Genomic DNA, 15,289 nt, shown 5'->3' with positions numbered 1-15,289 from the left:
CCGGCTTGTCGCGGAAGCGAGGGCGGAAGCTGCCCGACGAAGCGGCAGACGTCATGTCGCCGTCCGGTGATAGAGGCGCATGGCAAGCACGGAATTGGACAGGACGGCCGGCAGCGGCGGTGTGTGGGCGCGGTTCCTTCGCGCCACCGTCGGCATACGCCGGGTTTGGCGCCGGTTCTGGCGCCTCGTCTCCCTTTATATGCCCAAGCGGCTCTATGCCCGCTCGCTCATCATCATCATCACGCCGATGATTCTGCTGCAGTCGGTGGTGGCCTTCGTCTTCATGGAGCGCCACTGGCAAACGGTCACCCAGCGCCTGTCGCAAGCCGTCACGCGCGACATTGCCGCCATCATCGATCTGGTCGAAACCTCACCGCAGGATTCCGACTACGCCAACATCATCCGCATTGCCCAGGAGCGCATGCAGATGAAGGTCGACATCCTGCCGCCAGACCCCCTGCCCGCCCCGGGACCGAAGCCATTCTTCTCGATCCTCGACCAAACCATGTCGAGCGAGATCAACCGGCAGATCAACCGACCGTTCTGGATCGATACGGTGGGCAATTCGAACATCATCGAGGTGCGCATCCAGCTGGAGAACAAGGTGCTGCGCGTCTTCATCCGCCGCAGCCAGGCCTACGCGTCCAACACCCATATCTTCATCGTCTGGATGGTCGGCACGTCGCTGGTGCTGCTGATGATCGCCATTCCGTTTCTGCGCAACCAGATCAGGCCGATCCTGAAGCTTGCCGAGGCCGCCGAGAGCTTTGGCAAGGGCAGGCCGATGCCGGCCGATTTCCGTCCGCGCGGTGCGGAGGAAGTGCGGCGCGCCGGCTTCGCCTTCATCCAGATGCGCGAACGCATCGAGCGCCAGATCGAGCAGCGCACCGCCATGCTGACGGGCGTCAGCCACGATCTGCGCACCATTCTCACCCGCTTCAAACTGCAACTGGCGCTGAGCCGCAGCAAGGCCGACACCGAGGCGATGAACCAGGACATCGACGACATGCAGTCGATGCTGGAAGGCTATCTGGCGTTCGCGCGCGGCGAAGCGTCGGAGGATCCCGGCCGCTTCGACCTTGCCGCCTATCTCGACAAGATCAGCGACGAAGCCAAGCTGCGCAAGCGCAAGATCACCACCAAGCTGACCGGCGACCCGAGCATCCATGTCCGGCCCAATGCCTTCGACCGGCTGCTGGCAAACATCGTCGGCAATGCGTTTCGCTATGCCAAGAAAGTCGATGTCACCGCCGTCCACAACAAGGGCACTCTGACCGTGACCGTCGACGATGACGGCCCCGGCATTCCTCCCGAGCGCCGTGAGGACGTGTTCAAGCCGTTCTACCGCCTGGACGAAGCACGCAATCTCGATTCCACCGGCACAGGGCTTGGCCTGTCCATCGCCCGCGATATCGCGCGCAGCCATGGCGGCGACATCACGCTGGAAGACAGCCCGCTGGGCGGCCTGCGCGCCGTGATCCGAGTTCCCGCCTGAAGGAAGGGCTACAGGCCGTGTATGGCCTTGATCTCGTCGGCAACGAGCCGTTGCAGCGTCCAGAGATTGCGGTCGTGGATGCCGAATTCCTCGAGATGGGCGACGGTGTTGAACAGATATTCCGCGCATGAGCCGGCATGGCCGCGGGCGCGCGCCAAAATCCAGGCCACTTCATCCAGGGGCAGCCGGTTGGCTACCCGCTCGCCGCTCGGCCCCGCCCAGAAGACCATGACCCGCATCTTGCCCGCGGCGGTCTCCACCGGAATCCAGCGCACCATATGCAGATTTTCATGCACGCGCAGTTCGCGGAAAAACATCCGCCGTATCTGGGTGACACGATCCTCTTGGCGGATTCTGTATATGACGCCGTCGCAACGCCCGCCGCGTTCCAGCGCCATCATCAGGCCGGGCTGCTTCGGTGTGCCGCGCCAGGCCTCCATCTTCAGACAGAAGGACCGGTGCCAGCCATAGGCGGCGGCGCGCATATGGTCGACGGCGTCGAAATCCGGTTTCCAGATCAGCGAGCCATAAGCGAAGACCCACAGCGGATCGTCGCCGCACTCCGCGTCGTAGCGCGCAGCCAGCGCGTCCAGCTCTTCATCGCTCAGCAAAGTCCAGTAATCTGGGAAGGGCAGTTCGGGCTCCGGCCGCACGGTCAGCGCCACCAGTTCGGAGGTGAGCGAGAGGGTTCTTGCGCGTGGCGCCGTTCTTCCGGTCGTCGCTACGCGGGAGGCATCAGTGACGGCCATCCCGGACTCCGGGGCGAAATCGGCTTCTCGTTTCAGCATGGCCTTAGCAGACAGGGCATGAGCGCTCGCGTCAAGGCGCCGATTGATGACGGAGTGTAAACTTGAGCGTTTCCTGTTTAGATTGAAGCAGTTCTGTCTCAATCTAAACAGGAAACGCTCTAGAACAGCCGTCCGCCGTCGGGCACCTTGCGATCGACCGCGCCCAGCACCACGGCGCCCTCTTCGTCGGGGAATCCGAGCGTCAGCACCTCCGACATGAAGGGGCCGATCTGGCGCGGCGGGAAATTCACCACGGCAAAGACCTGTTTGCCGATCAATTCTGCGGGCTCATAGTATTTGGTGATCTGCGCCGAGGATTTCTTCACGCCGATCAAGGGACCGAAATCGATCTTCAACTTGATCGCCGGCTTGCGCGCTTGCGGAAACGGCTCGGCTTCTACAATCGTGCCGGCGCGGATGTCGACCTTGTCGAACTCCGCGAATGTGATTTCGGGCTTGCGTTCGGTGCTTGCGCTCATCGAAAAATCTCAGGCGTTGCCCTGGGTTTCGAACAGCACGCTTGCCAATGCTTCCTTGGCCGAAGTTCCCGACCAAACGACGAACTGGAACGCCTGGAAATAGCATTCGCAGGCTTCGAGCGCTGACGACAGCAGGATTTCGACCTGCTGGCTGGTCGGCTCGACGCCGCCGGCAAGCAACAAGGACTGGCGGAACATGATCGCGCCTTCCTGTTCCCAGAGATCGAAATGCCCGAACAGCATCTGCTCGTTGATCAGCGAAAGAAGGCGCATGATCTCAAGCGCGCGGGTCTCGGGAACCTTGATGTCGAAGGCGCAGGCCAGATGCAGCGCCTCAAAGTCCTCCATCCAGGAAAAGGAGACGTGATAGTCGGTCCAGCTTCCGGCTACCGAAATCGCGATCTCGTCGTCCCCGGCCCGCTCGAACGACCAGTCATTGTTGTTGGCGACCTGCTCGATGACGTCCACCGGGTGGATTTCACGGGAGAACTCGAGTTCCAGAAGTTCCATGAATGCGTCCTGACAGTTCCGGGCATCGCCGCAGACAAGCTGCGATCAGACAAATCTTTGCTGGTCCCGAACGACAATCATGGGCGCAACAAGTCTTGCGCCGGCCCCCGCCGTCCATCGCCTGATCCGCTTCGAATCATGCAACAAATTCAGTCTATTGATACGGAGAGTCGTGAACAGCCCAATTTTTCGCGATGCCCATATAGGATGTGGACAGCGCCTGTGGCCGAGATTCACCAATCGCTGTTAAGCGATTCAGCATAAAGCGCTTTTTGCGTGCCGCGCTTTGTGGACAAGTCCAAAGATTATTTTGTCGAGCGCGGCTTGCGCGGTGCCGTAGCGGCAGCTTCGCCGAAAGACGAGCCCTGCATCTCGGCGAATTTCGCCTCCAACGCTTCGAGGCGCGCCGTCAGAACTTTGTTTTCCGCACGCGCCTTCACCGCCATTTCGCGGGCGGCTTCGAATTCCTCGCGCTGCACGACATCCATCGTGTTGAGGATGCGTTCGCCCTGGGCGCGGAAGGCAGTTTCCATCTCGCGGCGCACACCCTGCGCGGCACCTGCGGCGTCGGTCAGAAGCTTGGCGAACTCGTCGAGAATACGATTGGAACCGGTCGACATGGCAAAACCCTCGCATAACTCCCTTCGACGTAGGGCGACGCAGTGCGGAATGCAAGCTTGCGCGATCTCGCAGCATGACAAATAGTTGCGGATTGCCAGAGGCAATAATAGTTATTGTCTTTCAGAGCAGCAAAGGAGATGACCGCATGGCACTGAGCGCGAATCTCGGCGGCTATCTGGAAGACGTCGTCAACCAACTCGTCCGGACAGGACGCTACAATTCAAAAAGCGAGGTGCTTCGCGAAGGTGTCAGGCTGGTTGAGGAACGCGAAAAGCGCCTGGCTCTCGATGCCGCTCTCGCGGAAGGACTTTCGGACGCAGCGGCTGGCAGAGCGAAGCCTGCAGAAGACGTATTTGATCGCCTGAAAGCGAAATATGAGGCCATGGCTTCCCACGGAAGCTAGCTCCATGAACGTCCGCTTGCGATGGCGGCGGAGCAAGACCTAGAACGCATCGGCGATCATATCGCAAGCTCAAGCCCAGAAAGAGCAATTCCCTTTGTCGGCGAATTGCGACATGGGTGTGTGTCACTCGCCGAACTCCCACTGGGTTATCCTCTGTTGCCAGGTCACGAACAAAGCGGCGTTCGGCAACGCGTTCATGGAAATTACCTGAACTTCTTTCAGGTGACTGAGAACTCGATAAACGTTTTGAAAGTGCTTCACGGCGCGATGGACTACGATCCGCTCTTGCCTTGACCCCGCCCAAAGCCTGGATCATGGTCCCGCATCCCGCGTCTGGAGAGACACTTTGTCCGAATATATGCTGCTGCCTCTGGCCGCCCTGCCCTTCCCCAACATCGACCCGGTCATCGTCAGCATCGGGCCGCTTGCCATCCACTGGTACGGACTCGCCTATATCGCCGGCATCATTTTTGCCTGGCAATATGCCAAGCGGCTCGTTGCCAATCCGCGCCTCTGGCCCGCCGGCCACAAGCCGATGCAGGCCGAAGACCTCGACGACTTCCTTGTCTGGGCCGCCATAGGTGTGGTTCTGGGCGGTCGCGTCGGCTACATTCTGTTTTATGATTTCCAGCGCTATATCGCCAATCCGCTCGACATCTTCGCCGTCTGGCAGGGCGGCATGTCTTTCCATGGCGGCCTGCTCGGCACCTTCCTGGCCATGGTGTTGTTTGCCCGGAAGCGCGGCATCAACCCATGGTCGCTGATCGATGTCGTCGCCGCCGGAGTGCCGGTCGGCCTCGGGCTGGGACGCCTGACCAACTTCATCAACTCCGAGCTCTGGGGCCGGCCGACGGATGTGCCATGGGCCTTTGTCTTCCCCAATGGCGGGCCGCTGGCCCGGCACCCCAGCCAGCTCTATGAGGCGCTTCTGGAGGGCCTCGTCCTGTTCTTCATCCTGCGGTTCCTGACCCATTCGCGGCTCAAGCTGAAGACGCCGCGCTTTGTCGGCGGCGCCTTCGTCGCCGGCTATGGCGCCTCGCGCATTTTCGTCGAGTTCTTCCGTGAGCCCGACCCGCAGCTCGGCTACCTGCTGGGCGGCTGGCTCACCATGGGCATGGTGTTGTCGCTCCCGATCTTCATCCTCGGCGTCGCATGGATGCTGACCGCCAAACCGGCGCCGCGGCCAGACATCGCGGCTGTGACGAAATGAATGCGCTGGCCCAGCGCATCGCCACGCTGATCGAGACATCGGGCGCGATCAGCGTGGCCGAATATATGGCGATGTGCCTGTTCGATCCGACCGACGGTTACTACACGACACGCGAACCGTTCGGCGTGAAGGGCGACTTCACCACCGCGCCCGAAGTCAGCCAGATGTTCGGCGAACTGGTCGCCGTCTGGCTGTTTGCCGCATGGCGTGCATCAGGCAGCCCACTGCCCTGCACCTTCGCCGAAATCGGCCCCGGACGGGGCACGCTGATGAAGGATATCATGCGCAGCCTTGCGCGGCTCGACAAGCGCATCGTTGACGAGGCGTCCTTCGCTTTGGTCGAAGCGAGCCCGCGCCTGACGCGGATTCAGGTCGAGACCCTCGCCGATGCGCCCGCCGTCGTCTCCTGGCACGAAACGGTGGAGACGCTGCCGCCTCTGCCGCTGTTCATCGTCGGCAACGAACTGTTCGACGCCATTCCGATCCGCCAGTTCGTGAAGATGCCGGAAGGCTGGCGCGAGCGTCTGGTCGCATTGGACGACGATCGGAAGCTGCGCTTCGTCGCCGGGCTGAACTCGCTCGATTCGAGCCTGTTGCCGCCCGACGCCGCGGCAGCGCCCGAAGGGGCCATTGTCGAGCTTGCCCCTGCCCGCGGCGCCACAATGGCGTCCATCGCCGCCCCCATCGCCCAGCGTGGCGGCGCCGGGCTCTTCTTCGACTATGGCTATCTGGAACCGGGCATTGGCGATACGCTGCAGGCTATGCGCCGGCATGCCTATGCCGATGTGCTGGCCGAGCCAGGCGAGGCAGACCTGACCGCGCATGTCGATTTCGAGGGCATCGCAGCGAGCGCGCAAAGCCACGGTCTTGTAGCCCACACCGCCACGCAAGGCGATTTCCTGCTCGGCATGGGCCTGCTCGAACGAGCCGGCGCGCTCGGCGCGGGTTTTGACGAGGCCGGCCGCGAGCGCCTCCGTTCCGAGGTCGAACGGCTTGCCGGCGAGGACCAGATGGGACGGCTTTTCAAGGTCCTTGCTATCGTCCCGCGGGATGTCGCGGTGCCGGGCTTTTCCTCCTGAGTTGACAGTCAGGCCTGCGCTGCCCCACTCTCCGCAGCGCTGCGGCGGACACTATCAAGCCGCTCGCGAGGTCTTGACGCGGCGGCGTCCAGAAACGACAAGGCGGCAATGCTGAACGATTCGAAACCGGATCCGGTCCGCTCGGACCTGCTCTCCAAGGCCGGCGAAAACGGCATAAGGCACGGCTATTTCACCCGTCGCGGCGGCGTTTCGCAAGGTATTTACGCCAGCCTTAACACCGGCGTCGGCTCCGACGATGACCCCGCATCGGTTGCGGAAAACAGGCGGCGCGTCGCCGAATGGATGGGCGTTGCGCCCGACCGGCTTTTGACGGCATATCAGGTTCATTCGCCCGACGCGCTGGTCGTAACCGAACCGTTTTCCGGCCCGCGGCCCAAGGTCGATGCTCTGGTCACGAATGTGCCGGGTCTTGCGCTGGGCGCCTCCAGCGCGGATTGCGGCCCGGTGCTTTTCGCGGACAGTACGGCAGGGGTGATCGGCGCGGCGCATGCCGGCTGGAAAGGTGCCTTCACCGGCGTGCTGGAGAACACCGTAGCAGCCATGGAAACGCTGGGCGCCCGGCGCGATAACATCGTCGCGGTGCTCGGCCCATCGATCAGCGCCGCCAACTACGAGGTAGGCCCGGAATTCGTCGAGCGATTCGTCGCCGACGACACCGAAAACGAGCGCTACTTCGTCCCCTCCCTGCAGGTCGGCCACGCGCTGTTCGATCTCAATGGCTACACCGTCGACCGCCTGCGCAAGGCCGGCGTTCAGGCGGATATGCTTGGGCTCTGCACCTATGCGGAAGAGGCGCTGTTTTACAGCTACCGCCGCACCACCCACCACAAGGAAGCGGATTACGGCCGACAGGTCTCCGCCATCGTCCTCGAAAGGTAATTTCATGGCGCTGCATTTCGAACGAACCGAATTCGACGCCCGTCGCGACCGTCTCCTCATCGAGATGGCCGAAAAGAAGCTCGACGCGGTTCTCCTCTTCGCCCAGGAAAGCATGTACTGGCTGACCGGCTACGACACCTTCGGCTTCTGCTTCTTCCAGTGCCTGGTGGTACAGGCCGATGGCTCGATGATCCTGTTGACCCGCTCGGCCGACCTGCGCCAGGCGCGCCATACCTCGACCATCCAAAATATCGTGCTGTGGACCGACCGCGAGGGCGCCAACCCCGCGGTCGACCTGCGCGACCTGCTCAACGACCTCGACCTGTTGGGCTCGCGCATCGGCGTCGAATACGACACCCACGGCCTGACCGCCCTAAACGGCCGGCGCCTCGATGAGCAATTGCAGACCTTCGCGCAGATCTCCGACGCCTCCGGGCTGGTCTCGCGCCTGCGTCTGTTCAAGAGCCCCGAGGAGATCAAGAAGGTCGAAAAGGCAGCTAACCTTGCCGACGATGCGCTCGACGCCGCCCTTCCGTTGATCAAGCAGGGCGGCGACGAAGGCCAGATCCTGGCGGCCATGCAGGGCGCGATCTTTGCCGGCGGTGGCGACTACCCCGCCAACGAGTTCATCATCGGTTCCGGCACGGATGCCTTGCTCTGCCGCTACAAGGCGGGCCGACGCAAGCTCAGCAAGAACGACCAGCTGACGCTCGAATGGGCCGGTGTCTATCATCACTACCATGCGGCCATGATGCGCACGGTGCTCGTCGGCAAGGTGTCGAGGCGTCATCAGGAGCTCTACGACGCCGCACTCGCCGCCCTGCTTGCTGTGGAAAAGGTGATGACGCCGGGCAACACCTTCGGCGACGTTTTCGACGCCCACGCGAGGTCGATGGAATCGCATGGTCTGACCAAGCACCGGCTCAATGCCTGCGGCTATTCGCTGGGCGCGCGCTTCACCCCGTCCTGGATGGACATGCCGATGTTCTACCAGGGCAACCCCGAGCCGATCGCACCGAACATGACGCTGTTCGCGCATATGATCATCATGGATTCGGAGACCGAGACCGCCATGACGCTCGGACACACCTATCTGACCACCGAGTCCGCGCCCAGGGCGCTGTCGCGCCACGGTCTCGACCTGATCCTGCGGTGACCCCATAATGATGCGCCGGCGCAACACGAATGACGGTGTTTATTGGGGTTGAGGTCCGACTCCGCTTGCAATAGCAGCGGGGGACGCTAAAAGCCCGGACAACATCCCTTCGGCAGGACAGATGCATGAAACTCTTCGCGGGCAATTCCAACAGGGTGCTGGCCGAAGCGGTCGCCCGATATCTCAACATTCCGATTGGTAAGGCGACGGTCCGCCGCTTTGCCGATCAGGAGATTTTTGTCGAGATTCAGGAAAATGTCCGTGGCGAGGATGTTTTCATTCTCCAGTCGACATCGTTTCCGACCAACGATCATCTGATGGAACTGATGATCATGATCGACGCCTTCATGCGCTCGTCGGCACGGCGCATCACGGCGGTGATTCCCTATTTCGGGTACGCCCGGCAAGATCGCCGTGCCTCGGGCCGCACGCCCATCTCGGCAAAGCTCGTCGCCAACATGATCACCCGGGCCGGCGTCAACCGCGTCCTGACGCTCGACCTGCATGCCGGGCAGATCCAAGGCTTCTTCGATATCCCGACCGACAACCTGTTTTCGGTGCCCGTCATGGCCCGCGACGTGAAGGCAAAATACAAGCAGCTCAGCAACATCATGGTCGTGTCGCCCGATGTCGGCGGCGTGGTCCGCGCCCGCGCCTTGGCCAAGCGCGTCGACGCCCAGCTTGCCATTGTCGACAAGCGCCGCGAGCGTCCCGGTGAATCCGAAGTGATGAACGTCATCGGCGATGTCACCGGCAAGGACTGCCTGCTGTTCGACGATATCGTCGATTCCGGCGGCACGCTCTGCAACGCAGGCGATGCCCTTCTCGAAAAAGGCGCCAGCAGCGTCACCGCCTACATCACCCATGGCGTGCTGTCGGGCGGCGCGGTCGCCCGCATCAGCGGCTCCAAGCTGCAGGAACTGGTCATCACCGATTCCATCCAGCCGACCCAGGCGGTGCTCGACGCTCCCAATATCCGCGTCGTATCCATCGCCGACCTGATCGGCGAGGCGATTTCCCGTACGGCGAGCGAAGAGTCTGTATCCAGCCTGTTCGACTGAATCGGGCAAAAAGCAAAAGCCGACGGAAGTTCCGGCCGAAACTTGCGCTTTTTAACCCCTTCCGTTATAGAGCCGCCATCCGCGTAGACACCCTTGGAGGCAACGCGGTCGAGGGCCGCGAATTCGCGGCTTTCTACATTTTCGGCGGTCGCTCAGGTGACCGGCGAAAGTGCTCCAGTATATCGCGAAAGGAATTGCCATGAGCAATGAAACTTACGAGCTCAAGGCCGAAGCGCGCGAACGGGTCGGTAAGGGGTCCGCCCGAGAGATTCGCCGCAACGGTAAAGTGCCTGCAGTCATCTACGGCGACAAGCAGCCTCCCCTGGCTATCACGCTGTCCTACAAGGATGTCTTCTACAAGATCCACGGCGGCGGCTTCATGACCACTGTCGCAACGATCGACCTGGACGGCAAAAAGATCCAGGTTCTCCCCAAGGACTACCAGCTGGATCCGGTCCGCGACTTCCCCATGCATGTCGACTTCCTGCGCGTCGGCAAGAACACCGAAGTCAACGTCCAGGTTCCGGTTCACTTCATCAACGAAGAGAAGTCGCCCGGCATCAAGCGCGGCGGTGTTCTGAACATCGTTCGTCACGAGATCGAAATGCACTGCGCGGCCAACTCCATCCCCGAGGCGATCACCGTCGACCTCACCGGCCTGGAAATCGGCGACTCCATCCACATCTCGGCCATCGAGCTCCCCAAGGGCGCGACCCCGGTCATCAGCGACCGCGATTTCACCATCGCGACGGTTGCAGCCCCGGCGGCTCTGAAGTCTGAAGAAGACAGCGCAGAGGCCGAGACCACCGAAGAGGCGGAAAAAACCGAGGAATAATCGGTTTTCCCGGAGGGCCGGAACATGCTGCTCATCGCAGGTCTTGGCAATCCGGGTGCACAATATGCGAACAATCGGCACAATGTCGGTTTCATGGCGGCGGACGCGATTGCCCGCCGCCATTCCTTTTCGCCCTGGTCGAAGAGATTCCGGGCGGAGATCGCCGAAGGCAGACTCGGCGGCGAGAAGGTCATCCTGATCAAGCCGCAGACCTTCATGAACCTGTCCGGCCAGTCGGTCGGCGAAGCCATGCGCTTCTACAAGCTCGACACATCCGCCATCACAGTCCTGTATGACGAACTCGATCTCGCTCCCGGCAAGGTGCGGATCAAGGTGGGCGGCGGCTCTGGCGGCCATAACGGCATCAAGTCGCTCGACGCCCATTGCGGCCAGAATTACAAGCGCGTCCGCATCGGCATCGGCCATCCCGGCGTCAAGGCGCTGGTTCACAACTACGTTCTCGGCGACTTCTCGAAAGCCGACCGCGAGTGGCTCGAGCCGCTGCTCGAGGCGTTCGGAGACAATGCCGATTATCTCGCCAAAGGCGATGACAGCGGCTTCATGAACAAGCTCGCTTTGGCATTGCCAGGATCGGAAAAGGCCAAAGCCGAGCCAGCAAAGCCTGCCGCGAAAGCCCAGAGCCATATCCGCCAGGCTCGCCCGCAACAGCCGGCCATAAAGGCTCCTGACACAGGTCCGATGGCCGCCATGCTAAGAAAGCTCCTTGGCAACAAGGAGTGATTCAACAGCTGAAAAACAGGGCGACCCATGCGCAACACAAGGTGAGGCGCTGATTCGTTGAAGCTGGCGCAGTGCGATGCTACTTTCAGGTCAGAAGGTTTTCCGAAGGTGAGGAAATGAGAAACCTGACGATTTCAATTGCTGACGATCTGATGCAAGAAACAGAGCGTAAGGCTGCCGAAACCGGTAGAACGGCTTCCCAGTATGTTGCCGATTTGCTCAAAAGCAATCTGGCGAATGCCGAGCAAATTGCGAATTCTGAGACGAAACGCCGGCTGGAAGCATTGCAGCGTATTTTCGACGGACCGATGTGGGATGTAACTGAAAACGGACGCATGCCAACCGCCGAAGAACGAAATGCCCGGCGATAAGATATTCATCGACAGCAATACCTTTCTGTATTCGATTCAGATTGGCCTTGCCGAAAAACGCGAAAAGGCGAGGCGTTGGTTGGTCATCCTGACCGAAACCAATCTTGGCGTCACAAATTTGCAGGTCTTGAACGAAATCACCAACGTTCTGTTCAAGAAGCCGGGCCGCTTTGATGTTCTCAGCGTCTTTAGGCAGGTCGACACATTTTCGGATTTCGGCACTGCGCCATTGGCCGTTCATGACGTTCTTCGCGCCAGGAACGTCCGAGAGCGCTACGCCTACTCCTGGTGGGACTGCCTGCTCATCGCATCCGCGCTCGAATTGGGCTGCAAACACTTCCTTTCCGAGGATTTGCAGGACGGCCAGGTCATCGAAGGCTTGACGATCGTTGATCCTTTCGCCCATAGCCCTGAGCAAATTCTCCGTTTCCGGTAAGGTTATCATCATGGGTTTCAAATGCGGCATCGTCGGCTTGCCCAACGTCGGCAAGTCCACGCTATTCAACGCGCTGACGCGCACAGCCGCCGCGCAGGCCGCAAACTATCCGTTCTGCACCATCGAACCGAACACCGGCGAGGTTGCTGTTCCCGATCCTCGCCTGCAGAAGCTCGCGACCACCGCCAAGTCCAAGGAGATCGTCCCGACCCGCATCTCCTTCGTCGACATCGCCGGCCTGGTGCGCGGCGCCTCCAAGGGCGAAGGGCTGGGCAACCAGTTCCTCGCCAATATCCGCGAGGTCGATGCCATCGTGCATGTGCTGCGCTGCTTCGAGGATGACGACATCACCCATGTCGAAGGCCGCATCGACCCCGTCGCCGACGCCGAGACCGTCGAAACCGAGCTGATGCTTGCCGACCTGGACAGCCTCGAGCGCCGTATCGTGCAGTTCCGCAAGCGCGCCGCGAGCAAGGACAAGGAAGCCACCACCATCCTGCCGATCATGGAGCAGGCGCTGACGCTGCTGCAGGACGGCAAGCCGGTCCGGCTGCTGCTCAACGGCATTGCGGCGGAGGATCTGGCGATCCTGCAGGGTTTGAACCTGCTCACCTCCCATCCCGTGCTCTATGTCTGCAACGTCTCCGAAGCCGAAGCTGCGACCGGCAACGAGCACACGGCTGCCGTCGAAAAAATGGCCACAGCCCAGGGCGCGAAGACCGTCGTCATCTCGGCCGCCATCGAGGCGGAAGTCGCCCAGCTTCCCGACGAGGAGGCCAAGGAATTCCTGGCCGATCTTGGGCTGGAGGAACCTGGTCTCGACAAGCTGATCCGCGCGGGATACGAACTCCTGCACCTCATCACCTATTTCACCGTCGGCCCCAAGGAAACGCGCGCCTGGACCGTCCACAAGGGCGCCAAGGCGCCGCAGGCTGCCGGCGTCATCCACACCGACTTCGAGCGCGGCTTCATCCGTGCCCAGACCATCGCCTACACCGACTTCATCGCGCTGGGCGGCGAAGTCCCCGCCAAGGAAGCCGGCAAGGCGCGCGACGAAGGCAAGGAATATGTCGTGCAGGACGGCGACGTCATGCTGTTCAAGTTCAACACCTGATCGCCGGCTAAGCGTTCCGATCAAAGGGTCCAAGAGCGCGGCACTGTCGCGCTTGACTGCCCTTGCAGGCGGGTCTAAGGGCCCTCTGCACCTGACCCGAACGGGCACAAGCCCGCGCGGTCCCGCGCACTCCGGACCGGTGCGTCTAACGACGCATCTTCATGGCACCGAGCAAGGGAGACCCGACGATGATCAAGGCATTCGTCGTGGAAAGCGGCCGTCTGCGTCTCGTGGACGATCTCGATGCCCACAAGGCTGATATCGCCTGGGCAGACCTCCACGAGCCCACCAGGGAAGAAGTCGCCACTATCCAGAACTGGCTTGGCATAGAACTGCCGAGCCGCGATGAGATGGAGGAGATCGAGATATCGAGCCGCCTTTATGTCGAGGACGGCGCTTATTTCATGACGGCGACCGTACCCGCCAAGACCGAGGTGGATGAAGACCCGATCATGGCGCCGGTGACCTTCGTGCTGGTGGGCAGCAGGCTGGTCACCATGCGTTATCACGATCCTCGCGCCTTTCGCATCTACCCCCAGCGCGCTGAGAAGGCCGATACCGGCTGCACGACGGGCGACACGATTTTGATCGGCCTGCTCGAAGCGCTTGTCGACCGCATCGCCGATATTCTCGAACGCGCCGCTCGTGACATCGAGGCGCTTTCACGCGAGATTTTCCGCACCCGCGACGGCAAGACGCGCGGCGGCCAGGACTTCCAGTCGCTGCTGACCCAGATCGGCCGCAAGGAGGATCTGGCGTCGAACATCCGCGACAGCCTGACATCGCTGCAGCGGCTGTCCGGTTTCTTCGCCCATGCGGCGACCACGGCCAAGATGAACAAGGATGTCCGCGCCCGGATCAAGACGCTATCGCGCGACGTCCTGTCCATTGCCGACCACACGACGTTCCTGTCGCAGAAGGTCAACTTCCTGCTCGACGCGACGCTGGGCATGATCAACATCGAGCAGAATGCGATCATCAAGATCTTCTCGGTCGCCGCCGTGATCTTCCTGCCGCCAACGCTCGTCGCCTCGATTTACGGCATGAATTTCGACGTCATGCCCGAACTCAACTGGGAGTATGGATATCCGTTCGGCATCGGCCTGATGATCGTTTCGGCGATCCTGCCCTATCTCTACTTCCGGCGGCGTGGCTGGCTATAGGACTGCATGATGAGCGACATAAAATGGGCATATGAGGATTTCGAGGAGGGCGGCGTCATCCCCCTCGGAGAAAAGATCGTCACCGCTGAGGAGATCGTCGAATTCGCCAGCGAGTTCGACGCCCAGCCCATGCATCTCGATGAGGAGGCCGGCAAGGCAAGCCTGCTCGGCGGGCTCGGCGCTTCCGGCTGGCACAACTGCGCCATGTATATGCGCCTGTTCTGCGATGGCATCCTGCTCGATTCGACCTCGCAAGGTGCTCCCGGCATCGACTTCGTCAATTGGAGACGTCCGGTGCTCGCAGGCGACCGGCTGACCGCGACGAGCCAGGTTTTGAGCAAGCGCGAATCGAAATCCCGTCCGGGGCTCGGCCTCGTCACCTTCCGCTCAGAGATGGCCAACCAGAAGGGCGAAATCGTCTTCGAGCTTCAGAACACCTGCATGTTCCTGTCTCGCGGAGGTCAGGCATGACGCTCGACGATTTCCTGGAAGTTGGCGTGACGGTCACGCTCGGCAGCCACCGTTTCGACGCCGAAAGCATCAAGGCCTTCGCACGGAAATACGATCCGCAACCCTTCCACATCGATGAGGAACTTGCGAAAAACAGCGTTTTCGGCAGCTTGTGCGCGTCGGGCTGGCACACCGCTGCGACCTGGATGAAATACAACCTGACAAATCGCGGGCCCGCCTGGACAGGCCAAGGCCCGGCACCGGAGTTCGGCCCCTCTCCCGGTTTCAAGAATCTCAAATGGCCCAAGCCCGTCTATGCAGGCGAGACCGTCACCTTCACCCGGCTGGTGATCGATCATCGCGCACTCGCGTCCCGCCCCGGCTGGCGACTGCTCAACACCCTCAATGGGGGCTACGACAGCACTGGAGACACGGTCCTGCAGTTCGACAGCCCCGTGCTCATCAAGGTCGCCTGAT

General features: G+C 61.5%; 20 protein-coding genes. 16 read left to right on the top strand and 4 right to left on the bottom strand.

Annotated features, from left to right (window positions below):
* The first annotated feature begins 79 nt into the window (after window positions 1-79).
* Entirely contained in the window at window positions 80-1,495 is a 1,416-nt protein-coding gene (locus tag ICI42_RS07825; RefSeq protein WP_188163997.1) for an ATP-binding protein, read from the top strand.
* Window positions 1,496-1,503: 8 nt separating this feature from the next.
* Here the strand turns inward: ICI42_RS07825 and ICI42_RS07820 are convergent, their stop codons facing one another.
* The 4 genes from ICI42_RS07820 to ICI42_RS07805 form a co-directional block, all read right to left on the bottom strand.
* On the bottom strand, window positions 1,504-2,244 hold the full coding sequence (locus tag ICI42_RS07820; protein ID WP_188163996.1) for a gamma-glutamylcyclotransferase: 741 nt from the start codon (window positions 2,242-2,244) through the stop codon (window positions 1,504-1,506).
* 158 nt (window positions 2,245-2,402) lie between these two features.
* Complete coding sequence (locus ICI42_RS07815; RefSeq protein ID WP_188163995.1) at window positions 2,403-2,762, bottom strand: tRNA-binding protein; 360 nt, start codon at window positions 2,760-2,762, stop codon at window positions 2,403-2,405.
* A gap of 9 nt (window positions 2,763-2,771) precedes the next feature.
* Window positions 2,772-3,272, bottom strand: coding sequence for a type III secretion system chaperone family protein (locus ICI42_RS07810; protein ID WP_188163994.1), 501 nt, complete (start codon window positions 3,270-3,272; stop codon window positions 2,772-2,774).
* A gap of 305 nt (window positions 3,273-3,577) precedes the next feature.
* Window positions 3,578-3,892, bottom strand: a complete 315-nt coding sequence (locus tag ICI42_RS07805) for an accessory factor UbiK family protein (protein ID WP_188163993.1) — start codon at window positions 3,890-3,892, stop codon at window positions 3,578-3,580.
* A 146-nt stretch (window positions 3,893-4,038) separates the two neighbouring features.
* On the opposite strand from ICI42_RS07805, the gene ICI42_RS07800 reads away from it, so the two are divergent.
* From ICI42_RS07800 to ICI42_RS07730, 15 genes are all read left to right on the top strand, one after another.
* Window positions 4,039-4,296 carry a type II toxin-antitoxin system ParD family antitoxin gene (locus tag ICI42_RS07800; protein ID WP_188163992.1) on the top strand — a complete coding sequence of 86 codons (258 nt, stop codon included), beginning with the start codon at window positions 4,039-4,041 and terminating at the stop codon, window positions 4,294-4,296.
* 21 nt (window positions 4,297-4,317) lie between these two features.
* Window positions 4,318-4,590 carry a type II toxin-antitoxin system RelE/ParE family toxin gene (locus ICI42_RS07795; protein WP_188163991.1) on the top strand — a complete coding sequence of 91 codons (273 nt, stop codon included), beginning with the start codon at window positions 4,318-4,320 and terminating at the stop codon, window positions 4,588-4,590.
* Between the two features lie 52 nt (window positions 4,591-4,642).
* On the top strand, window positions 4,643-5,506 hold the full coding sequence (gene lgt / locus ICI42_RS07790; RefSeq protein WP_188163990.1) for a prolipoprotein diacylglyceryl transferase: 864 nt from the start codon (window positions 4,643-4,645) through the stop codon (window positions 5,504-5,506).
* Window positions 5,503-6,585 carry a class I SAM-dependent methyltransferase gene (locus ICI42_RS07785; RefSeq protein WP_188163989.1) on the top strand — a complete coding sequence of 361 codons (1,083 nt, stop codon included), beginning with the start codon at window positions 5,503-5,505 and terminating at the stop codon, window positions 6,583-6,585. Before lgt ends, ICI42_RS07785 begins: the two co-directional genes overlap by 4 nt.
* 108 nt (window positions 6,586-6,693) lie before the next feature.
* Window positions 6,694-7,485 carry a peptidoglycan editing factor PgeF gene (gene pgeF / locus ICI42_RS07780; protein WP_188163988.1) on the top strand — a complete coding sequence of 264 codons (792 nt, stop codon included), beginning with the start codon at window positions 6,694-6,696 and terminating at the stop codon, window positions 7,483-7,485.
* A 4-nt stretch (window positions 7,486-7,489) separates the two neighbouring features.
* Window positions 7,490-8,641, top strand: a complete 1,152-nt coding sequence (locus ICI42_RS07775) for a M24 family metallopeptidase (RefSeq protein ID WP_188163987.1) — start codon at window positions 7,490-7,492, stop codon at window positions 8,639-8,641.
* 125 nt (window positions 8,642-8,766) lie between these two features.
* Complete coding sequence (locus tag ICI42_RS07770; RefSeq protein WP_188163986.1) at window positions 8,767-9,702, top strand: ribose-phosphate pyrophosphokinase; 936 nt, start codon at window positions 8,767-8,769, stop codon at window positions 9,700-9,702.
* Between the two features lie 199 nt (window positions 9,703-9,901).
* Entirely contained in the window at window positions 9,902-10,537 is a 636-nt protein-coding gene (locus ICI42_RS07765) for a 50S ribosomal protein L25/general stress protein Ctc (protein ID WP_188163985.1), read from the top strand.
* 24 nt (window positions 10,538-10,561) lie between these two features.
* Window positions 10,562-11,278: an aminoacyl-tRNA hydrolase gene (pth, locus tag ICI42_RS07760; RefSeq protein WP_188163984.1), complete on the top strand. Its 717-nt coding sequence runs from the start codon at window positions 10,562-10,564 to the stop codon at window positions 11,276-11,278.
* 116 nt (window positions 11,279-11,394) lie between these two features.
* On the top strand, window positions 11,395-11,649 hold the full coding sequence (locus tag ICI42_RS07755) for a hypothetical protein (RefSeq protein WP_188163983.1): 255 nt from the start codon (window positions 11,395-11,397) through the stop codon (window positions 11,647-11,649).
* Window positions 11,636-12,085, top strand: coding sequence for a PIN domain-containing protein (locus ICI42_RS07750; protein ID WP_188163982.1), 450 nt, complete (start codon window positions 11,636-11,638; stop codon window positions 12,083-12,085). The genes ICI42_RS07755 and ICI42_RS07750 overlap by 14 nt, the downstream gene beginning before the upstream one ends.
* A 10-nt stretch (window positions 12,086-12,095) precedes the next feature.
* Window positions 12,096-13,199: a redox-regulated ATPase YchF gene (ychF, locus tag ICI42_RS07745; RefSeq protein WP_188163981.1), complete on the top strand. Its 1,104-nt coding sequence runs from the start codon at window positions 12,096-12,098 to the stop codon at window positions 13,197-13,199.
* Between the two features lie 188 nt (window positions 13,200-13,387).
* A complete protein-coding gene (gene corA, locus ICI42_RS07740) occupies window positions 13,388-14,362 on the top strand; it encodes a magnesium/cobalt transporter CorA (protein WP_188163980.1) in 975 nt (324 codons plus the stop codon).
* A gap of 9 nt (window positions 14,363-14,371) precedes the next feature.
* Entirely contained in the window at window positions 14,372-14,833 is a 462-nt protein-coding gene (locus tag ICI42_RS07735; RefSeq protein ID WP_188163979.1) for a MaoC family dehydratase, read from the top strand.
* Window positions 14,830-15,288 carry a MaoC family dehydratase gene (locus tag ICI42_RS07730; protein WP_188163978.1) on the top strand — a complete coding sequence of 153 codons (459 nt, stop codon included), beginning with the start codon at window positions 14,830-14,832 and terminating at the stop codon, window positions 15,286-15,288. The genes ICI42_RS07735 and ICI42_RS07730 overlap by 4 nt, the downstream gene beginning before the upstream one ends.
* The last annotated feature ends 1 nt before the right edge of the window (window position 15,289 follow it).

This window comes from Oryzicola mucosus (assembly GCF_014534685.1).
Lineage (GTDB): Bacteria > Pseudomonadota > Alphaproteobacteria > Rhizobiales > Rhizobiaceae > Oryzicola > Oryzicola mucosus.
This window is presented reverse-complemented; position numbering and strand designations above follow the sequence as displayed.

Coding starts and splice junctions, on each gene's coding strand:
- ICI42_RS07825 (WP_188163997.1), top strand. CDS start 80: ATGGCAAGCACGGAATTGGACAGGACGGCCGGCAGCGGCGGTGTGTGG.
- ICI42_RS07800 (WP_188163992.1), top strand. CDS start 4,039: ATGGCACTGAGCGCGAATCTCGGCGGCTATCTGGAAGACGTCGTCAAC.
- pth (WP_188163984.1), top strand. CDS start 10,562: ATGCTGCTCATCGCAGGTCTTGGCAATCCGGGTGCACAATATGCGAAC.
- pgeF (WP_188163988.1), top strand. CDS start 6,694: ATGCTGAACGATTCGAAACCGGATCCGGTCCGCTCGGACCTGCTCTCC.
- ICI42_RS07805 (WP_188163993.1), bottom strand. CDS start 3,892: ATGTCGACCGGTTCCAATCGTATTCTCGACGAGTTCGCCAAGCTTCTG.
- ICI42_RS07765 (WP_188163985.1), top strand. CDS start 9,902: ATGAGCAATGAAACTTACGAGCTCAAGGCCGAAGCGCGCGAACGGGTC.
- ICI42_RS07785 (WP_188163989.1), top strand. CDS start 5,503: ATGAATGCGCTGGCCCAGCGCATCGCCACGCTGATCGAGACATCGGGC.
- ICI42_RS07810 (WP_188163994.1), bottom strand. CDS start 3,272: ATGGAACTTCTGGAACTCGAGTTCTCCCGTGAAATCCACCCGGTGGAC.
- ICI42_RS07755 (WP_188163983.1), top strand. CDS start 11,395: ATGAGAAACCTGACGATTTCAATTGCTGACGATCTGATGCAAGAAACA.
- ICI42_RS07770 (WP_188163986.1), top strand. CDS start 8,767: ATGAAACTCTTCGCGGGCAATTCCAACAGGGTGCTGGCCGAAGCGGTC.
- ICI42_RS07730 (WP_188163978.1), top strand. CDS start 14,830: ATGACGCTCGACGATTTCCTGGAAGTTGGCGTGACGGTCACGCTCGGC.
- ICI42_RS07750 (WP_188163982.1), top strand. CDS start 11,636: ATGCCCGGCGATAAGATATTCATCGACAGCAATACCTTTCTGTATTCG.
- ICI42_RS07820 (WP_188163996.1), bottom strand. CDS start 2,244: ATGGCCGTCACTGATGCCTCCCGCGTAGCGACGACCGGAAGAACGGCG.
- ICI42_RS07735 (WP_188163979.1), top strand. CDS start 14,372: ATGAGCGACATAAAATGGGCATATGAGGATTTCGAGGAGGGCGGCGTC.
- ICI42_RS07815 (WP_188163995.1), bottom strand. CDS start 2,762: ATGAGCGCAAGCACCGAACGCAAGCCCGAAATCACATTCGCGGAGTTC.
- corA (WP_188163980.1), top strand. CDS start 13,388: ATGATCAAGGCATTCGTCGTGGAAAGCGGCCGTCTGCGTCTCGTGGAC.
- ICI42_RS07795 (WP_188163991.1), top strand. CDS start 4,318: ATGGCGGCGGAGCAAGACCTAGAACGCATCGGCGATCATATCGCAAGC.
- ychF (WP_188163981.1), top strand. CDS start 12,096: ATGGGTTTCAAATGCGGCATCGTCGGCTTGCCCAACGTCGGCAAGTCC.
- ICI42_RS07775 (WP_188163987.1), top strand. CDS start 7,490: ATGGCGCTGCATTTCGAACGAACCGAATTCGACGCCCGTCGCGACCGT.